This window comes from Arsenicicoccus bolidensis DSM 15745, assembly GCF_000426385.1.
In the GTDB taxonomy this organism is placed as follows: Bacteria; Actinomycetota; Actinomycetes; order Actinomycetales; family Dermatophilaceae; genus Arsenicicoccus; species Arsenicicoccus bolidensis.
Genome location: NZ_AUFG01000003.1, coordinates 42,650 through 58,136 on the forward strand (window position 1 = coordinate 42,650; position 15,487 = coordinate 58,136).

Consider the following 15,487-nt stretch of genomic DNA (forward strand, 5'->3'; position numbering starts at 1 on the left):
CGACCAGACTGAGTGCGAACGCCGCCCGGTCGGCCTAACGGGGGCCAGGTGAAGCGGTCATCTCCACAAGACTCGGCCGGCTCTAGCGGCTCTCGCCGAGGACCTGGGCGATGCCGTCGCGGTAGCTCGTGACGGCGAAGTCGGGGAAGCGGCGGGTGAACTCCGAGGAGTCGAAGACGTTGTCCCCCCGGTAGCGGGGCAGCAGCTCGCTCATCTCCTTGAGGGGCTGGGAGACGAGGCTGCCGAGCCGGAACGCCGCGACGGGCAGGACGGTGAACGGGATGCGCCGGCCGGTCACCTCCGACGCGACCGCGATGAGCTGGCGGTAGGTCAGGCGGTGCGGGTCGACGGGCAGGTGCCAGGTCCGCCCGTAGGCATCGGGGGTGTTGCCGATGAGCGCCATCGCGCGGCTGGCGTCAGGCGTCCAGATCAGCGACCGCACGGCGTCCGCGTTGACCGGCACGAGTGGCCGCTTGCCCGCCTTGATCCGGTCGAGCACCAGCGTGTTGGTGTAGCTTCTGGTCAGGCCCGGGCCGTAGAACTGCGGCGCCCGGCAGATGACGGCGTTGATCCGGCCCGCCCCCATCTCCCGCAGCAGCAGCGAGGTCATCTCGGCGCGCACCCGTCCCTTGCGGCCGTTCGGCGCGAACGGGGTCGACTCGGTCTGCGGGGCCGTGCTGCCCGGATACATGTAGGTGTTGTCGAAGTAGACGAGCGTGGTGACGTGCTCGACGCACGCGTCGATGACGTTGCGCATCATCGTGGGGAACTGCTCCTCCCACAGCTGCGTGTCCAGCGGCAACCCCACGGTCATATAAGCGATCTCGCTCCCCGCGACGGCGCGCGACGTGGCCTCGGCGTCGGTCAGGTCGGCGGCCACCGGCTCGTCGGTGTCGTGCACCTTCTGCGGGTGACGACTGACCAGCCGTATGTCGTGCGTGTGGCTGCGGTAGAGCTCGCGGGTCAGCTCCACGGCGATCTGGCCGTTCGCGCCGAGGACGGTCTGCATCAGGAACCCTATGTCTGTCGTGATGTCTGTCGTGCGGGTCGGGACGCACCGCTGCTGCGGCGGTCTCGGAGACGTGGGCGACAACGCAGCCCCTGCGCGCCGTCATTCCGTAGCAGACTGAAGTCTCTGATCCCGCAGGCGAAAGGACTGACCATGAGCGTTCCCACCGATGCAGCGTTCGAGATCCCCAAGGAGGGGGACAACGAGGGCGCGCGGCCCCAGGAGGGCGGCGAGCACGAGGCCTACGTGGACGAGAACAACGTCCCTCACTCCGACCGCGAGGCGACGGACGACCCGTCCATCTGACCCCGCTGCCTGCGAGGACCCCCGACCCGCCGCGGGCCGGGGGTTCTCGCGCGACACCGGCCCTGGGCGGGGCGGCTTAGCCTGGCCCCATGGACAAGCCCTCCTGGCCCCCGGTGGCAGGCCCCATAGGTGTCGGCACGCTCTTCGTCGTCGTGACCTTGGCGTTCCCACGAGGCGGTGACCTCGAGACGCTCGGGCTGGTGCTGAAGGTCGCCCTGGGGCTGTGGTCCCTCTACCTCTTCGTCCAGCTGTTCCGTCAGATCCTGCGTGACGACCCCGACTTCAACGGGGAGAGCGAGCGTCGGTTCCGCGAGCGGCACAACCGCCCCAAGGACTCCTGAGGGGACGCAGACAGCTGCGACACGCCGCTCGGAGGAGCACTTCTCGTCCTCTCGCGGCGAGGGGCGGGGCGGGCGGCATACGGGCTCTGCCTCTCGATCAGGCGCCGACCTCGCGCAGGCGACCGGTCGCCACGTCGAAGACGAAGCCGCGGATCGAGTCCGTGTGCGGCACATAGGGATCGGCGACGATCCGGGCGATCGAGGAGCGGACGTCGGCGTCGAGGTCGGTGAACGCCGCGGACTCCCAGCCCGGCCGCGTCCCCGTCTCCTGCTCCAGGTCGTCGCGGAAGGCCTGGTCGGTGAACGTCAGCATCCCGCAGTCCGTGTGGTGCACCAGGACGATCTCGCGCGTGCCCAGCAGGCGCTGGCTGATCGCCAGGGATCGCAGGACGTCCTCGGTGACGACGCCTCCGGCGTTGCGTATGACGTGCGCCTCGCCCTCACCGATGCCGAGGACGCGGGACACGTCGAGCCGGGCGTCCATGCACGCCACCACCGCCACGTGCTTGGACGGCGGCAGGGGGAGCGGGCCCTCGAAGCCCTGCGCGTAGGTCTCGTTGTTGGTGAGCAGCTGGTCGGTGACGGCCATGGGGGTTCCGTTCCTCGAGGCGGTGGGTCAGTGCGCGTGGTTGCGGATGCCGTCGAGCCAGCGGTCCACGCCCCGCACCGGGCGGCCGTGCGTGGAGACGATCAGCTCGGGCTCGAGCTCGGCGAGGTGGCGGCGGGACTCTACGGCTCCGGCCGGGTCGTGGTGCCAGCTGACCGGCAGCTTCATCCAGCGGGGGGAGGTGGGGTCGTTGGAGATGTTGGTCGGCCCGTCCCCGACGATGAGGACGCGGTCGGACTCGCGCCAGAAGGCCAGCAGGCCGGGGCTGTGGCCGGGCTGCGGCAGGACCGTGAAGCTGCCGACCTGGTCGCCCTCCGTGAGGCGCTGGTCGACGTGGTGCCGCTGGCGCGTCATACGGGGCACGATCAGTCGCCCGGAGAGCCCGGCGTGGTAGGCGATGCTGCCGCGCTCGAAGTCGTCGGCCTCGAGCTCGCTCATCGCCAGCGGCGCGCCGGTGTGGCTGCACAGCCAGGCGCTCGAGCCGACGTGGTCGCCGTGGGCGTGCGTGACGACGTGGCGGCCGACGTCGCGGCCCCGCAGCAGCCGCGCCAGGCGCTTGCCCGACCACGCGGGGCCGGAGTCGATGACGATGTCACCGTCGGGCCCGTCGAGGACCACGGAGTTGAACATGCTGAGCGGGGCGAGAGAGGCGAGGTGCACCCCGTCCGCCACGGGCTGCAGGGAGGTAGCCATCCATCGAGCCTAGGCGCCATCCGGCCGATCGGCAGTGGGGAGCGCTTGCGCGCCCCGTCAGCGGCCGAGCTGGGCGTGCCAGGCGTCGTGCTGGGACTCCTCGGCGGCGCCGACCCTGGCGCCGCAGCGATCGCACACCTGGTAGCGAACCGCCCAGCTGCCGGACCAGCGGTAGCCGGGGCCCGACGGCGGCATCGTGAAGCCGAGATAGGTCATCAGCTTGTGCGGGACGTTCCCCATCTCCGCAGTATGCGTCGACGGGCGCGTCAGCCCTTGCCGAACCGCGTCCCGCCGTACTTCTTGTGCACCGCCTGCCTGCTCACGCCCAGCACGCCGGCGATCTGCGCCCAGGACGCACCCTTGGTCCTCGCCCGGCGCACGACCACCGCCTCGGTGCGGTTGATCTCGCGGTGCAGCTCGGCGACGGCGGCCAGCGCACGCAGCGGGTCGTCGTCGCCGGCCTGGCTCACCAGTGCACTCATCTTCTGCTCACCCATCTCGTGTCCGTTCCTCGCGGCGACCTGGCGTCAATCTACGTTGACGTCCGTATGTCGTCAATCCTGGTTGACGTCTGGCCCGGGCCCGACGCTCGCGGTCGTCCGTCATGAGCCGGTCCTGCAGGGGCGTGGCAGGGGTGGGCCCATGAGCGACGCGTGAGGGTGTTGGTGGTCGTCGCGGGGGCCGCCCAAGCGTGGGATGCCTTGCGCGCCAAGGATTCTCGATGACGGACCCGGTGTGAATGGTTGAAGAGGCGCCTGCTGACGGGTGGCAAGGTGCGTGGGCGGGTGCTGGAGTTGCGGCCGGGGTGCGGCCGGGGTGCGGCAGGTCTCGAGGGCGGGACTTGCCACATACGACACGTGCTGTCTCATGACAGGCCAGTTGTCCTATGGGGCAAGTGCGGCCGAGCAATGAGGTCATCGCCTGGAGCGTGCGGCCGTGACGGCGTCAGGAGGGTTGACGGGCGGCGTCCTGGCTCCTGACGATCAGCGAGCGCGACAGGTTTCCCTGCGGCTCCGGACGGTGAGTTCCCGCAACGCCACGTGAGCGTGGCCTCCGGGGCGAGGGTTGGCAGCGCTGGGCCGCGTCAAAGGTGCGTCGGGCCAGCACGAAGCGCACGCGCGGCGGCGCCCAGCGTGGGGGAGGGGCGTCGGGCCAGCAGAAAGGGCACGCGCGGTCGCCGAGGTGAGCGGCGAGGGGACGCAAACGTCCGCGACACGCCGCGCTAGGAGTCATCTGCGTCCCCTCGGTCTGCGCGCGGGCACGTCGGGGAGCCCGAAGGCGTCGACGAGCCCGGATCGCGGGCGGGCGCGCGGGTGATAGGGCGAGCGGGGGTAGGTGCGCGGGTGTGAGAGGGCGAGAGTGGCAGCGAAAACGCCGGTCGGGAGAGCGATCTGTGCCCTCTCGACCGGCGTCAGCGTGAGCCACCGGCGGCGTTGCCGACCGCCGGCGTTGGCGACCGGCGTCAGCGTCCGCGGCTGCGCGCGGCGTGGTTCAGGCGCGGAGGGACTTCTCGATCGCGTCGACCATCACGTCGATGTCGTCCGTCGTCGCGACCAGCGGGGGAGCGAGGCGGATCGTCGAGTCGTGGGCGTCCTTGGCGAGGACGCCGTGACCGGCCATGCGGTGGCAGAGCTCGTAGCCCGTCATCAGGTGGGGGTCGACGTCGAGGCCGGCCCACGCGCCGCGCACCCGCACCTGCAGGACGCCGTGCTCGCGCAGCGCCTCGAGTCGCGGCGTCATGTAGTCGCCGAGGACGCGGGCGCGGTCGTTCCACTCGTCGGTGAGGAGCATCTGCACGACCTCGTGGCCTACGGCCGCGGCCAGCGGGTTGCCGCCGAAGGTCGAGCCGTGCGAACCGGGCGTGATCACGTCCATCACGTAGTGGTCCGCCGCGATCGCCGACACGGGCAGCAGGCCGCCGCCGAGCGCCTTGCCCATCACGTAGATGTCGGGCACGACGTCCTCGTGGTCGCACGCGAACGTCCGCCCGGTGCGCGCGAGGCCGGACTGCACCTCGTCCGCCATCATCAGCACCTCGTGGCGGGTGCACAGGTCACGCACGCCCGGCAGGAACCCGGCCGGCGGGATCAGCACCCCGCCCTCGCCCTGGATCGGCTCGAGCAGGACCGCGGCCGTGTGCTCGTCGATCGCCTGGTCCAGGGCCTCGAGGTCGCCATACGGCACCACCCGGAAGCCGGGGGTGTAAGGGCCATAGCTCCGCCGCGCGATGTCGTCGGTGGAGAAGGACACCACCGTGGTCGTGCGGCCGTGGAAGTTGCCCTCCATGGTGACGATGTTGGCCTGGTCGGCCGGGATGCCCTTGACGTCGTAGCCCCAGCGCCGGGCCACCTTGACGGCGGTCTCGACGGCCTCGGCGCCGGTGTTCATCGGCAGGATCATGTCCTTGCCGGTGAGCGTGGCGAGGTCGCGGGCGAACGGCCCGAGCTGGTCGCTGTGGAACGCCCGGCTGGTCAGGGTGAGCTGGTCCAGCTGCTGGTGCGCCCGGGCCACGAGCCGCGGGTGGCGGTGGCCGAAGTTGAGCGCGGAGTACCCCGCCAGCGCGTCCAGGTAGCGCCGGCCGTCCACGTCGGTCACCCACGCGCCCTCGCCCTCGGTGAGGACGATCTCGAGCGGGTGATAGTTGTGCGCGGCATAGGTCTCGACGAGACGGATCTGCTGGTTGGTGGTGCTCATGCAGGGGCTCCTTGCTGTATGCCGGAGGCGCTGGCGCGCCGGCCCGACCTGGGGCGGGGACGGCCGGATCAGGCCGTCTCGTCGGTGAGCACGCGTCCGCGGGTCTCGGGGAGCGTGAGGACGGTGGCTGCGCTCACGAGCAGCAGCGCGATGACGTAGTAGGAGAAGGCCTGGGGACCGTAGGCCCGCGTGAGGTAGGTCTGCAGGTAGAGGCTCGTCCCACCGAAGATAGCAATGGCCACCGACAGCGGGAGCGCGACGCCGATCGTGCGGATGCGGGTGGGGAAGATCTCGCACATGATCGCCGGGGTGATGGCGCACGGCGCGGCGACGAAGACCTGGGCGATCGTCATTGCGAGGAACAGCTTCATCGGGGTGCCGTCGATCATCGCCGACAGGGGGATGCACAGGGCGATCAGGCCGACGATGCCGATGAGCATGACGGGCTTGCGGCCGATCCGGTCGGACAGGATGCCCCACAGCGGCAGCCACAGGAGGAACAGCGTGTTGGCGGCCACGCTGGCGATCAGCGTCTGCGTTGGGTCGGCCTTGAGGACCGCGATCGAGTAGCCCGCAGCGGCCACGGCCCAGAGGTAGTACGAGACGGTCAGGCCGACCGTCATACCGATCACCTGGAACGCCGAGCGGCGGTGCACCCACATCTCGTGGGCCAGGCTGGGGCGGTCCTGCGCGATGGTCGCCTCGGTGCGCGCGAACTCCTCGGTCTCGCTCATCCGCGAGCGCATGTAGAGCGCGAACAGCCCGCCGAGGGCGCCGATGACGAAGGCGATGCGCCAGCCCCACGCGATCATGTCGGCGCGGCCGAGCTTGGCGGACAGGACGGCGGCCAGGACCAGCCCGACGTTCGCCCCGATGGTGCCGGAGAAGTAGATCAGCGTCGACCACAGGCCGCGACGCTCCGGCGGGGCGGCCTCCGCGAGGTAGGCCTGCGCGGCCGGCTGCTCGCCGCCGTGCGCCAGGCCCTGCAGGACGCGGGCGACGAACAGCAGCACCGAGGCGAAGACCCCGACCATCGCGTAGGACGGGGCGATCGCGATGATCAGGCTGGCGAACGCGCCGAGGGCCACCGTCATCGCGAGGGCGCGCTTGCGGCCCAGCCGGTCCGAGACCCGGCCGAACAGGAGCCCGCCGAGGGGGCGCGCGACGAAGCCGACGGCGAAGACCGCGAGGGTCGACAGGAACGCCGAGACCGGGTCGGTCGACACGAAGAAGCTGGCGGCGAAGAACGGCGCGAAGCTGGAGTAGATGCTCCAGTCGAGCCACTCGATCGCCTTGCCGATGCCCGTGCCGACGAGGGTGCGACGGGTGGACGTGGGGCGGGCGCTCGCGGAGGTGGAGCCGGAGTCGGACGCAGGGGCGGGGGCGTCCGAGCCGCCGGAGCTGCTGGGGCTGCTGGGGCTGCTGGAGCCGGGCGAGGCTGCGGAGAAGGGCAGGGAGGTGGCGGACATGGGACTTCCTCGATGGGTGAGGTGGAGAGGCTCAGGAGGGGAGCGTGGCCAGCCTGCGGATGGCCAGCTCGGTGGGTATGGCGGCGCCCAGCGGCAGGACGGCGTCGTCGTACGCGGCGTGGGCGCTGTGGTTGAACGGCGCGCTCGCGGGGTCCAGGCCGGCAGGGGTGGCGCCGAGTCCCAGGAAGGTGCCCGGGACGGACTGCAGGACCCGGGAGAAGTCCTCGGAGGCCGAGAACGGTTGTGGGAGAAGGGAGAACGTGTCCTCGCCGAGCACGTCCGCGACGACGGTGCCGGCGAAGTCGGTCTCGTCGGCGGACGTGTGGGTGACCGGGTAGCCGTCGAGGTAGGACACGTGGGCGGTCATGCCGTGGGCCTGCGCGATGCCCCGGGCGAGCTGCCCGGCGAGCTCGCGGAAGCGGGCGCGGGCCTCGGTGGACCAGGAGCGGACGCTGGCGACCAGGCGCGCGTCCTCGGGGATGACGTTGGGGGCGTCGCCGGCCTGGAGGCTGCCGACGGTCACGACGACGGGGTCGAAGACGTCGAAGCGGCGGGTGGTCATCGTCTGCAGGGCCATGACGATCTCGCAGGCCACGGGCACGGGGTCGAGCGCGTGCTGCGGCGCGGAGCCGTGACCGCCTCGCCTCTCCACGACGACCTCGAAGCCGTCGGCGGCGGCCAGCATGGCGCCGCGCCGGCTCACGACGTGGCCGCCGGGCACGGTCGCCGCGAAGGCGTGGATCGCGTAGGCCGCGTCGGCGCGACGACCGGCGGCGTCCAGGACGCCCTCGGCGATCATGAGGGCGGCGCCGTCGTGCATCTCCTCGCCGGGCTGGAACATGAGGACCACGTCGCCGCGCAGCTCGTGGCGGCGGTCGGCGAGCAGGCGGGCGGCGCCGGCACCTCGACCGCCTCGTCGCGTCGGGAGCCCTGGCCTTCCGCTGCGACCTGGCGCACGACGCCGCCGACTGGCCGGTGACCTCCGCGTGTTCGTGCGCGTGCCGCCGTCCGACCTCGCCCGCACCGTCACGCTGCTGTCGACGCTCACCCAGCTGCGGCTCATGCTCGGCGTGATGGGGGAGGTCAACCTGGTGTTCTCGGTGTTCGGGCGCTCGGTGGCGGGGGTCGCGGCGTTCGAGGAGACGCTGGGGCGGCGGCTGCCGTGGCTTGAGCACGTCGAGTCGCTGCTCCTGCTGCGCTCCGTCAAGCGCATGGGCTGGGTCCTCGACGAGCAGGGCCGCCGCACCGACCGCCTCGTCGTGCCCGCCGTCGTCGACCGCCTCGGCTGAGGTCTGTCCCGCGCAGAGTGGTCGCGCATCGACGTCAGGGCGGCCCTGGTGTCGGATCTGTGACCACTCTGCGCGGCAGGGCGCGCCGCACGGCCATCGCGCCCGCCGAGGTTATACGATGCCGCACATGTCCCGTCGGGCCCGTCGTGCCCGCACGCACAGCTGACCGAGGAGCGTCATACGAGATGGGTGCCCTGCGAACTCCCCGAGAGAAGTGGATCGACGAAGGGCTGCGCGTCCTGGCCGAGGGGGGCGTGGACGCGGTGCGCGTGGAGGTCCTGGCCAAGCGGCTCGGGGTCACCAAGGGCGGCTTCTACGGCTACTTCCAGGACCGGCAGGCGCTGCTGACCGAGATGCTGGACACGTGGGAGCGCGAGGCGGTCGACGAGGTGATCGATCGCGTGCAGGCCGAGGGTGGCGACCTGCTCGACCAGGTGCGGACCGCGGGCCGGCTGACCTTCTCCAACGACCGGCTGCTGCCCGTCGACCTGGCCATCCGCACCTGGGCGCGCCGGGACCCGGAGGTCGCCGAGCGCCTGCGCCGGGTCGACAACCGGCGCATCCAGCTGTCGCGCGACGCCATCTCGACGTTCTGCGACGACCCCGACGAGGTCGAGGCGCGCGCGCTGCTGGCCTACTGCGTCGCCATCGGCAGCCACTTCCTCGCCGCAGACCACCCCCGGCGCACGCGACTGGAGGTCATCAACCACGCGGCCGACCTCATCCTCGACCAGGGGGACCGCGGCCACCTGAGGTGACGCAGGTCGCACCCCCGCCAGTCGTGCACCCGCGGCCGCCGGGCGAGCGACTCCCCGTCTGACGGCCGGCACAGAGTGGTCACACGTCCGACGTCAGGGTGACCTTGATGTCGGATGTGCGACCACTCTGGATCGGGCAGGGCCGCTCCCACGACTGGGGCGACCGCTCCACGGAACGTTAGATTGCAGAGGCGGATCGTCCCGCCGCAACGCCGCGCCCTGGAGGTGGACCTCGTGTCGTCCCTGCTCGTCCGCAACGTACGCCTCGTCCCAGTGACCCCGCCCGAGCTGGGCGGGCGTCATACGGCCTCTGCCGCAGGCGAGCTCGACCCAGGCGAGACCGTTGCCGCGCGCACGGGCTCCGAGCCCGTCGACGTGCGCGTCGTCGACGGCGTCGTCACGCAGGTCGGGCTGGGGCTCGCGGACGACGGGTCCCCGGTGCTCGAGGGTGAGGGCCGCTGGGCGATCCCCGGGCTGTGGGACCAGCACGTCCACTCGGCGCAGGCCGGGCTGATGGCCCGCCGGCTCGACGTGTCGGGGACGGCCGGGCCCGAGGAGGTCACGGCCCGCGTGGCCGAGCACGTGCGGTCGCTGGACGAGCGGCCCGACGCCGACCGCACCTCCGTGGTGTCGGCGTGGGGGCACCGCAGCGCGACCTGGTCCCGGCCCGCCACCGTCGCCGAGCTCGACGCCGTCAGCGGCGACCACCCCGTCCTCATCGTCAGCGGCGATGGGCACAACGGCTGGCTGAACTCCCTTGCGCTGCAACGACTCGGCGCCCCCGCGACCCGGCACGCGCTGGACGAGGACGACTGGTTCCCGGTGTTCGGGAGGCTGTCGGAGCTGACCGGGGACGACGACGTCGAGGGGGCGGTCGCCGACCTCGTCGCCGACGCGAACGCCCGCGGCGTCGTGGGGATCGTGGACTTCGAGTTCGGCGCGGGCTACGCGCGCTGGCCGGAGCGGGTCGCGGCCGGGCTGGACACGCTGCGGGTGCGGCCCGCCGTCTATCCCGAGCTGCTGGACGCGGTCCTCGAGGCGGGGCTGCGGACCGGTCAGGACCTCGCCGCCGGGCTGGTCGCGATGGGCCCGCTCAAGATCATCTCGGACGGCTCGCTCAACACGCGCACGGCCTACTGCTGCGAGCCGTACGTCGACGCCGGGTCGCTCGAGTTCCCGCGCGGCAAGGTCAACTTCCCGCTCGACCGGCTCACCTCGCTGCTGTCGACAGCCCACGGCGCCGGGCTCGAGATCGCGCTGCACGCCATCGGCGACGCGGCCGTGGAGCAGGCGCTCGCGGCCTTCGAGGCGACGGGGGCGCGTGGCGCCATCGAGCACGCCCAGCTCGTGACCTGGTCGGACGTGCCTCGTATGGCGCGCCTCGGGGTGCGCGCCAGCGTGCAGCCGGCCCACCTGCTCGACGACCGCGACGTCACCGACGTGTGCTGGGGCGACCGGTCGGAGCGGTGCTTCGTGCTGCGGTCGTTCATCGACGCGGGGGTGACGCTGCGGATGGGCTCGGACGCGCCGGTCTCGCCGCTGGACCCCTGGCTGGCGATGGCGGCGGCGGTCCACCGCAGCGCCGACGAGCGCTCCGCCTGGCACCCCGAGCAGGCCATCACCCCGGCCGAGGCGCTGGGGGCGAGCACCGACGGGCAGGGCACGATCGGCGTCGGGTCGCACGGGGACGTCGTGCTGCTCGACGCCGACCCGCTGGCGTCGGGTCGTGGTGCCGTCGAGGCGGCGGCGACTCTGCGGGACATGCGCGTCGCGGCCACCGTGGTCGCGGGCCGGGTGGTCCACGACGCCCGCTGACGCCGCCGCATGAGGAGTCGGCGTGGGCAGCCGGCATGGGCAGCCGGCGTGGGGCGTGGCCGATGGCTTGGCTTGCCACATATGACGCCTGGTGTCCCATGGCCCCGTTCGTGTCCTATGGGGCAAGTGCGACGGCCCGGCTGTCACCCAGGCCCCACCGACTGGTCAGTTCCCGACGGCCTCGTGCGTCGGGAACTGACCGGTCGGCGGGGGTGGGGTGTCGGGAACTGACCGGTCGGCGTGGGGGTCAGGCGTCGTTGTCGTTGCCGTCGTCGTTGTGGTGGTCGAGGAGGGCGGGGTCGCGGGCGACGCGGACCAGGGCGGCGGCGAGGTGGGCGAGGTCGTCGCCGTCGACCAGGCTCGCGAGCTGCTCGGGGTCGTCGGGCAGCCCCGCCGCGCGGGCGCCCTCGAGGGCCAGCCTGTCGAGGTAGGGGCGCACCTGGGGCCACACCGCCTGCACCTCGCGCAGGAAGATGGATGCGCCCGCCGGGCCGATCCCGTCGAAGGTCTGCAGGGACTTCGCGATGCGGCGCGGGTCGCCGTCGGCCTCGTCGCGCAGCCGGCGCAGGTCACCGCCCCACCGGTCGAGCAGCAGCGCGGCGGCGTCGTCGAGCCGGGTGGCGGTGCTCTCGTCATACCGGCGATAGCCCCCGCGTCCGAGGATGTTCACGCGGTGCTGCCAGGTGCTCTCGCGCAGGTGCTCCGCGGTCCGCCACCCCTCGGCGAACAGCTCGCGCGCCGTGGCGACCGCGATGTCGGAGCGGATGCGCGTCGACAGCAGGAGGCTCAGAACAAGCAGCTGCCACAGGGGAGCGGGCTTGTCCTGCAAGGAGATTCCCGCGTCCGAGGCAAAGGTGGTCCCGTGCCGCTCGAGCAGCCGACGTGCGGTCTTCGCCTGCGTGCTTCTGCCCTTGGTCATGCGGGTCGCCTACCCCGGGCGGGGTTCGTCCATGCAGGGCCGAGGTGCGGGCGGTTGCGCCATACGCAACTTGGGGGTTGCGCATCGATGAGGCAAGTGCAATGCTGGAGTTGCACATCATTCACCGACACGAAAGAGTGATGACCATCACCACTGACCGCATCGAGCGCGAGACCCTCATCGCCGCACCGCAGGACCGTGTCTGGGCCATGGTCGCCCAGCCCGGCTGGTGGGTCGCCGACGAGGGCTCGCTGACCGACGAGGTCGCCGAGGAGGGACGTTCCGTCCTCGCCAAGAACAGCGCGTACGGCGAGTTCCCCGTGCGCGTCGAGAAGGTCGACCCCACGTCCTACCTCGCCTATCGCTGGGCCAGCGCCTTCCCGGGCGTGGAGCTCCGCGACGACAACAGCACCCTCGTGGAGTTCACGCTGACCCCCGAGGGGGACGGGACCCGGCTGCGCGTCGTCGAGAGCGGCTTCGGCTCGCTCGCCGGCGCCACCGAGCAGATCGACCAGGCCCAGCAGCAGAATGCCGACGGCTGGATCGAGGTCCTGGACAGCTTCCGCTCGCGCGTCGAGAAGGCCGCCGCGTGACCGAGCAGGCACCGCTCGACGACGGTGGGGCGGACAGCGTGCTCGTCGCGCTGGCCGACCCCACCCGCCGCCGACTGCTCGACCTGGTGGGCTCGCTCGGCGAAGCCACCGCGACCACCCTCGCCGCGCAGGTCTCCGTGACCCGCCAGGCCGTGGTCAAGCACCTCACCGTCCTCGACCAGGCCGGCCTGGTGACCGGTCGGCGCGTCGGCCGAGAGGTGCGCTACTCCGTACGCCCCGAGACGCTCGACGCCACCGCCAGCCGGCTCGCGGCCCTCGCCTCCGACTGGGACACGCGCCTGGCCAGGCTCAAGGAGCAGGCCGAGGCCCCCGAGGGCAGCTAGACCCGCGACGCCTGGCTCGCGAGGGCCGGCGCGTAGTCGCACTCGCTCCACCCTTCCGCATCCTTCCGCACCCGGCGATCCCTAATGGATCGTCCGGCGCCTTCGCCGACCCTCGGGCCGGACCCGTCCACCACTCGCGTGGGCCACCCACTCCTGCCCTAGGACGCCCCATGTCTGCCCCAGCACGCCCGCACGCCTTCACCCGCCGCCAGTGGCTCGTCCTGCTCGTCCTGCTGGGCGCGGGATTCCTGCTCGCGCTCGACTTCTCCATCCTCAACGTGGCCCTGCCCGAGATCGGCGCCGGCGTCGGTCTGAGCAACGCCGACCTGCCCTGGATCGCCGCCGCCTACGCCCTCCCGGCCGCCGGCTTCACCCTGCTCTTCGGCCGGCTCGCAGACCTGCTCGGCCGACGCCGGGTGTTCCTCGGCGGCATGGTCCTGCTGATCTGCGCCTCCGCCCTCGGTGGCCTCGCGACCACCCCGGAGGTCCTGCTCACGGCCCGCGTGCTCCAGGGGCTCGCCGCCGCCATGTCCACCCCCGCAGCGTTGTCGCTGCTCACCACCGAGTTCGACGAGGGCGCGGCCCGCGACCGCGTGCTCGGCTTCAACGGCGCCATCCTGTCCGGCGGCTTCACCGTGGGCGCCCTGGTCGGGGGTGCGCTGGTGAGCCTGATCAGCTGGCGCGCGGCGTTCCTCATCAACCTGCCCGTGGCGCTCGCCATCCTCGTCCTCACGCCCGGTCTCGTTGCCGCATCACGGGTGCCCCACCGCCCGGTGCTGGACGTGCCCGGTGCACTGACCGTCACCGGCGGGCTGCTCGCCGGCGTCTACGCGATCATCGAGCAGGACTGGCGCTGGGGCCTGGCCGGCATCCTGCTGCTCGCGGCGTTCGTCGTCGTCGAGCTGCGCGCCACCGCCCCGCTCGTGCCGCTGCGGATCCTGCGCCGACCCCCCGTGCGGTGGGGCAACGGCGCCGGCATGGTCACCTTCTCCATGGAGACGGCCGCGATCTTCCTCATGACGATCTACGTCCAGCAGTCGATCGGGCTGTCCCCGGTCATCACGGGCCTGGTCTTCGGCATACCGGGCCTGGCCGCGGTGAGCGCCGGCATCCTCGCCGGCCGCTTCCTCGGCGCGTTCGGCACCCGTCGCGTCCTCGTCACCGGGATGGTCGTCCAGGGGGTCGCCACCCTGCCCCTGGCCTTCGTCGGAACCGACCGCACGGCCCTCCTCCTCATCGTCCCCGCGCTCCTCGTGGGCTTCTTCGGGCACGTGACGGCGATCGTCGCCTACACCGTCGCCGGCACCTCCGGGCTCCCCGACGACCAGCAGGGCCTGGCCACCGGCCTCACCTCTATGACCCAGCAGGTGGCGATCACGGTGGGCATCCCGATCCTCGGCTCCCTCGCCGCCACCCAGGCGACCTCGCAGTCGGGCCTGCGGCTGGCGCTCGTCGTCGACGCCGCCGTCGTCGTGGTCGGCGCCGGCCTGGTCTGGCACGGGCTGCGACCCCGCACCCTCACCACGAACGGCCCGTCTGCCCCGGCCCAGCCCGCCGACCCCTACGTCCACGTCTCGACCGAAGGACTGTCATGAACAACATCAGCCTGTGGATCATCACCTCGTTCCTCGCGACCGGTCTGGTCGTCGACGGTCACCGAAGGCTCGGCAGCTCGCCCGTCGCCTACGCAGCGCTGGCCCGTGCGTCGGGCGGTGGGTCGGGCGGTGCCGCGGGTGCTGCCTCGGGCAGCCATGGCGCTCGGTATCTCTCCCACGGTGCCTACCGCAACGTCGGTGCCCTCCAGCTGGTCGCCGCCGTCGGCCTGATGGTCCCCGGCCTGCTGCGCACCGCCACCCTGCTCGTGCCGCTGTCCGCCTGCGGCGTCATCGCGCTGCTCCTGTGGGCCACCGACGTCCGCGACCTCGGCCGCGATCACCGCCGGGGCGTCAGCGTCGTGGTCGCGATCGCCGCGGCGGCCTTCGTCGCCTACGGACGGTTCGGGACCTGGGCGCTGTGAGGCGTCGTCGAGGCGTGCACCGTCGCCAGGTCCTCAGACCCTGTGGCGGGCGAGGGGGTCGTGACTACAGTTGAGGGATGGGCGAGTTCACGTGGGGTGACCTCTTCGGCAGCCTGGCCCTACTCGGGTCGCTGCTCGGGTGGCTGCTGAGCCGCCGCTCGGCCAAGGCGGCGTCCCTCGCCGCCGCCCGAGCGGAGGAGCGCGCCGAACGGTCGGCCGACTCCGCCGAGCGATCCGCCCTCGCGCAGGAGCGGCTGTCGCGCCTCTTCGAAACCTTCCTCAGCCGCGAGGAGCGTCGCGCGGTCGGCGCCGCGCAGCCGGGCACCAGGCGGAGGGCGATCCTCGGGGGAGCACCCCGGCCTCGAGGCGCCCGCTGGTCGCTGGACCGCGACCCCGGGGGCCGGGCGACGCTCACCAACCTCGGTGACTCCGCCCGCCACGTGCGCCTGCGCGGCGAGGCGACGTCGACCTTCGAGGCGCCGGAGCCCCTGGACGTGCTCGGCCAGGGCGAGAGCGCGACCGTCGTCGCGATCGGGGACTGGCAGGCCGGGACGCCCACCCTCGTGGTCACCTGGGAGGACGAGGACGGGGATCAGCAGGTATGGCGCCGCGTCCTGCCATGACGCCGGCTGC

Annotated in this window: 19 protein-coding genes; 10 read left to right on the forward strand and 9 right to left on the reverse strand. The window is 72.3% G+C overall.

The window, feature by feature from the left end; translation table 11 throughout:
* Positions 1-82 precede the first annotated feature (82 nt).
* Complete coding sequence (locus K313_RS0102490; protein ID WP_029210289.1) at positions 83-1,009, reverse strand: NAD-dependent epimerase/dehydratase family protein; 927 nt, start codon at positions 1,007-1,009, stop codon at positions 83-85.
* Positions 1,010-1,162: 153 nt separating this feature from the next.
* Between K313_RS0102490 and K313_RS23360 the strand changes: the two genes are divergently transcribed.
* Both K313_RS23360 and K313_RS0102500 read left to right on the forward strand, forming a co-directional pair.
* Positions 1,163-1,315, forward strand: coding sequence for a hypothetical protein (locus tag K313_RS23360; RefSeq protein ID WP_156911106.1), 153 nt, complete (start codon positions 1,163-1,165; stop codon positions 1,313-1,315).
* An 89-nt stretch (positions 1,316-1,404) separates the two neighbouring features.
* A complete protein-coding gene (locus K313_RS0102500; RefSeq protein WP_029210290.1) occupies positions 1,405-1,656 on the forward strand; it encodes a hypothetical protein in 252 nt (83 codons plus the stop codon).
* 97 nt (positions 1,657-1,753) lie between these two features.
* Here K313_RS0102500 and K313_RS0102505 read toward each other — a convergent pair whose 3' ends face one another.
* The 7 genes from K313_RS0102505 to K313_RS22835 form a co-directional block, all read right to left on the reverse strand.
* Entirely contained in the window at positions 1,754-2,245 is a 492-nt protein-coding gene (locus K313_RS0102505) for a beta-class carbonic anhydrase (protein ID WP_029210291.1), read from the reverse strand.
* A 27-nt stretch (positions 2,246-2,272) separates the two neighbouring features.
* The gene (locus K313_RS0102510; RefSeq protein ID WP_029210292.1) at positions 2,273-2,956 is read right to left on the reverse strand and encodes an MBL fold metallo-hydrolase; all 684 of its coding nucleotides are present in this window, start codon (positions 2,954-2,956) and stop codon (positions 2,273-2,275) included.
* A gap of 57 nt (positions 2,957-3,013) precedes the next feature.
* Positions 3,014-3,196, reverse strand: coding sequence for a hypothetical protein (locus K313_RS0102515; protein WP_019286253.1), 183 nt, complete (start codon positions 3,194-3,196; stop codon positions 3,014-3,016).
* 26 nt (positions 3,197-3,222) lie between these two features.
* The gene (locus tag K313_RS0102520) at positions 3,223-3,453 is read right to left on the reverse strand and encodes a hypothetical protein (protein ID WP_029210293.1); all 231 of its coding nucleotides are present in this window, start codon (positions 3,451-3,453) and stop codon (positions 3,223-3,225) included.
* 994 nt (positions 3,454-4,447) lie between these two features.
* Positions 4,448-5,650, reverse strand: a complete 1,203-nt coding sequence (gene rocD / locus K313_RS0102525; protein WP_029210294.1) for an ornithine--oxo-acid transaminase — start codon at positions 5,648-5,650, stop codon at positions 4,448-4,450.
* A gap of 68 nt (positions 5,651-5,718) precedes the next feature.
* A complete protein-coding gene (locus K313_RS0102530) occupies positions 5,719-7,119 on the reverse strand; it encodes an MFS transporter (protein WP_029210295.1) in 1,401 nt (466 codons plus the stop codon).
* A 31-nt stretch (positions 7,120-7,150) separates the two neighbouring features.
* Positions 7,151-8,182, reverse strand: coding sequence for a M20 metallopeptidase family protein (locus K313_RS22835; protein ID WP_029210296.1), 1,032 nt, complete (start codon positions 8,180-8,182; stop codon positions 7,151-7,153).
* Here K313_RS22835 and K313_RS23815 point away from each other — a divergent pair.
* From K313_RS23815 to K313_RS0102550, 3 genes are all read left to right on the forward strand, one after another.
* Positions 8,118-8,408: a hypothetical protein gene (locus tag K313_RS23815; protein ID WP_169516807.1), complete on the forward strand. Its 291-nt coding sequence runs from the start codon at positions 8,118-8,120 to the stop codon at positions 8,406-8,408. The genes K313_RS22835 and K313_RS23815 overlap by 65 nt on opposite strands.
* A 185-nt stretch (positions 8,409-8,593) precedes the next feature.
* On the forward strand, positions 8,594-9,166 hold the full coding sequence (locus K313_RS0102545; protein ID WP_029210298.1) for a TetR/AcrR family transcriptional regulator: 573 nt from the start codon (positions 8,594-8,596) through the stop codon (positions 9,164-9,166).
* A gap of 234 nt (positions 9,167-9,400) precedes the next feature.
* A complete protein-coding gene (locus tag K313_RS0102550) occupies positions 9,401-10,981 on the forward strand; it encodes an amidohydrolase (RefSeq protein ID WP_034251362.1) in 1,581 nt (526 codons plus the stop codon).
* Between the two features lie 247 nt (positions 10,982-11,228).
* Here K313_RS0102550 and K313_RS0102555 read toward each other — a convergent pair whose 3' ends face one another.
* Positions 11,229-11,900, reverse strand: coding sequence for an endonuclease (locus tag K313_RS0102555; RefSeq protein ID WP_029210300.1), 672 nt, complete (start codon positions 11,898-11,900; stop codon positions 11,229-11,231).
* 140 nt (positions 11,901-12,040) lie between these two features.
* Here K313_RS0102555 and K313_RS0102560 point away from each other — a divergent pair, with 140 nt between their 5' ends.
* The 5 genes from K313_RS0102560 to K313_RS0102580 all read left to right on the forward strand — a co-directional run bounded on the left by K313_RS0102560 (position 12,041) and on the right by K313_RS0102580 (position 15,477).
* Positions 12,041-12,493, forward strand: coding sequence for an SRPBCC domain-containing protein (locus K313_RS0102560; RefSeq protein ID WP_034251318.1), 453 nt, complete (start codon positions 12,041-12,043; stop codon positions 12,491-12,493).
* On the forward strand, positions 12,490-12,837 hold the full coding sequence (locus K313_RS0102565; protein WP_029210302.1) for an ArsR/SmtB family transcription factor: 348 nt from the start codon (positions 12,490-12,492) through the stop codon (positions 12,835-12,837). Before K313_RS0102560 ends, K313_RS0102565 begins: the two co-directional genes overlap by 4 nt.
* 170 nt (positions 12,838-13,007) lie before the next feature.
* Positions 13,008-14,432, forward strand: a complete 1,425-nt coding sequence (locus K313_RS0102570; RefSeq protein WP_029210303.1) for an MFS transporter — start codon at positions 13,008-13,010, stop codon at positions 14,430-14,432.
* The gene (locus K313_RS21980) at positions 14,429-14,854 is read left to right on the forward strand and encodes a hypothetical protein (RefSeq protein ID WP_029210304.1); all 426 of its coding nucleotides are present in this window, start codon (positions 14,429-14,431) and stop codon (positions 14,852-14,854) included. The genes K313_RS0102570 and K313_RS21980 overlap by 4 nt, the downstream gene beginning before the upstream one ends.
* Before the next feature lie 77 nt (positions 14,855-14,931).
* The gene (locus tag K313_RS0102580) at positions 14,932-15,477 is read left to right on the forward strand and encodes a hypothetical protein (protein ID WP_029210305.1); all 546 of its coding nucleotides are present in this window, start codon (positions 14,932-14,934) and stop codon (positions 15,475-15,477) included.
* Positions 15,478-15,487: the final 10 nt, after the last annotated feature.

Bases quoted from the DNA above. Each gene is read 5' to 3' on its own strand.
- K313_RS0102490 (WP_029210289.1), bottom strand. From the start codon at position 1,009: ATGCAGACCGTCCTCGGCGCGAACGGCCAGATCGCCGTGGAGCTGACC.
- K313_RS0102515 (WP_019286253.1), bottom strand. From the start codon at position 3,196: ATGGGGAACGTCCCGCACAAGCTGATGACCTATCTCGGCTTCACGATG.
- K313_RS0102545 (WP_029210298.1), top strand. From the start codon at position 8,594: ATGGGTGCCCTGCGAACTCCCCGAGAGAAGTGGATCGACGAAGGGCTG.
- K313_RS0102580 (WP_029210305.1), top strand. From the start codon at position 14,932: ATGGGCGAGTTCACGTGGGGTGACCTCTTCGGCAGCCTGGCCCTACTC.
- K313_RS0102555 (WP_029210300.1), bottom strand. From the start codon at position 11,900: ATGACCAAGGGCAGAAGCACGCAGGCGAAGACCGCACGTCGGCTGCTC.
- K313_RS23360 (WP_156911106.1), top strand. From the start codon at position 1,163: ATGAGCGTTCCCACCGATGCAGCGTTCGAGATCCCCAAGGAGGGGGAC.
- K313_RS0102505 (WP_029210291.1), bottom strand. From the start codon at position 2,245: ATGGCCGTCACCGACCAGCTGCTCACCAACAACGAGACCTACGCGCAG.
- K313_RS0102560 (WP_034251318.1), top strand. From the start codon at position 12,041: ATGACCATCACCACTGACCGCATCGAGCGCGAGACCCTCATCGCCGCA.
- K313_RS0102520 (WP_029210293.1), bottom strand. From the start codon at position 3,453: ATGGGTGAGCAGAAGATGAGTGCACTGGTGAGCCAGGCCGGCGACGAC.
- K313_RS0102530 (WP_029210295.1), bottom strand. From the start codon at position 7,119: ATGTCCGCCACCTCCCTGCCCTTCTCCGCAGCCTCGCCCGGCTCCAGC.
- K313_RS0102500 (WP_029210290.1), top strand. From the start codon at position 1,405: ATGGACAAGCCCTCCTGGCCCCCGGTGGCAGGCCCCATAGGTGTCGGC.
- K313_RS21980 (WP_029210304.1), top strand. From the start codon at position 14,429: ATGAACAACATCAGCCTGTGGATCATCACCTCGTTCCTCGCGACCGGT.
- K313_RS0102570 (WP_029210303.1), top strand. From the start codon at position 13,008: ATGTCTGCCCCAGCACGCCCGCACGCCTTCACCCGCCGCCAGTGGCTC.
- rocD (WP_029210294.1), bottom strand. From the start codon at position 5,650: ATGAGCACCACCAACCAGCAGATCCGTCTCGTCGAGACCTATGCCGCG.
- K313_RS0102510 (WP_029210292.1), bottom strand. From the start codon at position 2,956: ATGGCTACCTCCCTGCAGCCCGTGGCGGACGGGGTGCACCTCGCCTCT.
- K313_RS22835 (WP_029210296.1), bottom strand. From the start codon at position 8,182: ATGAGCCGCAGCTGGGTGAGCGTCGACAGCAGCGTGACGGTGCGGGCG.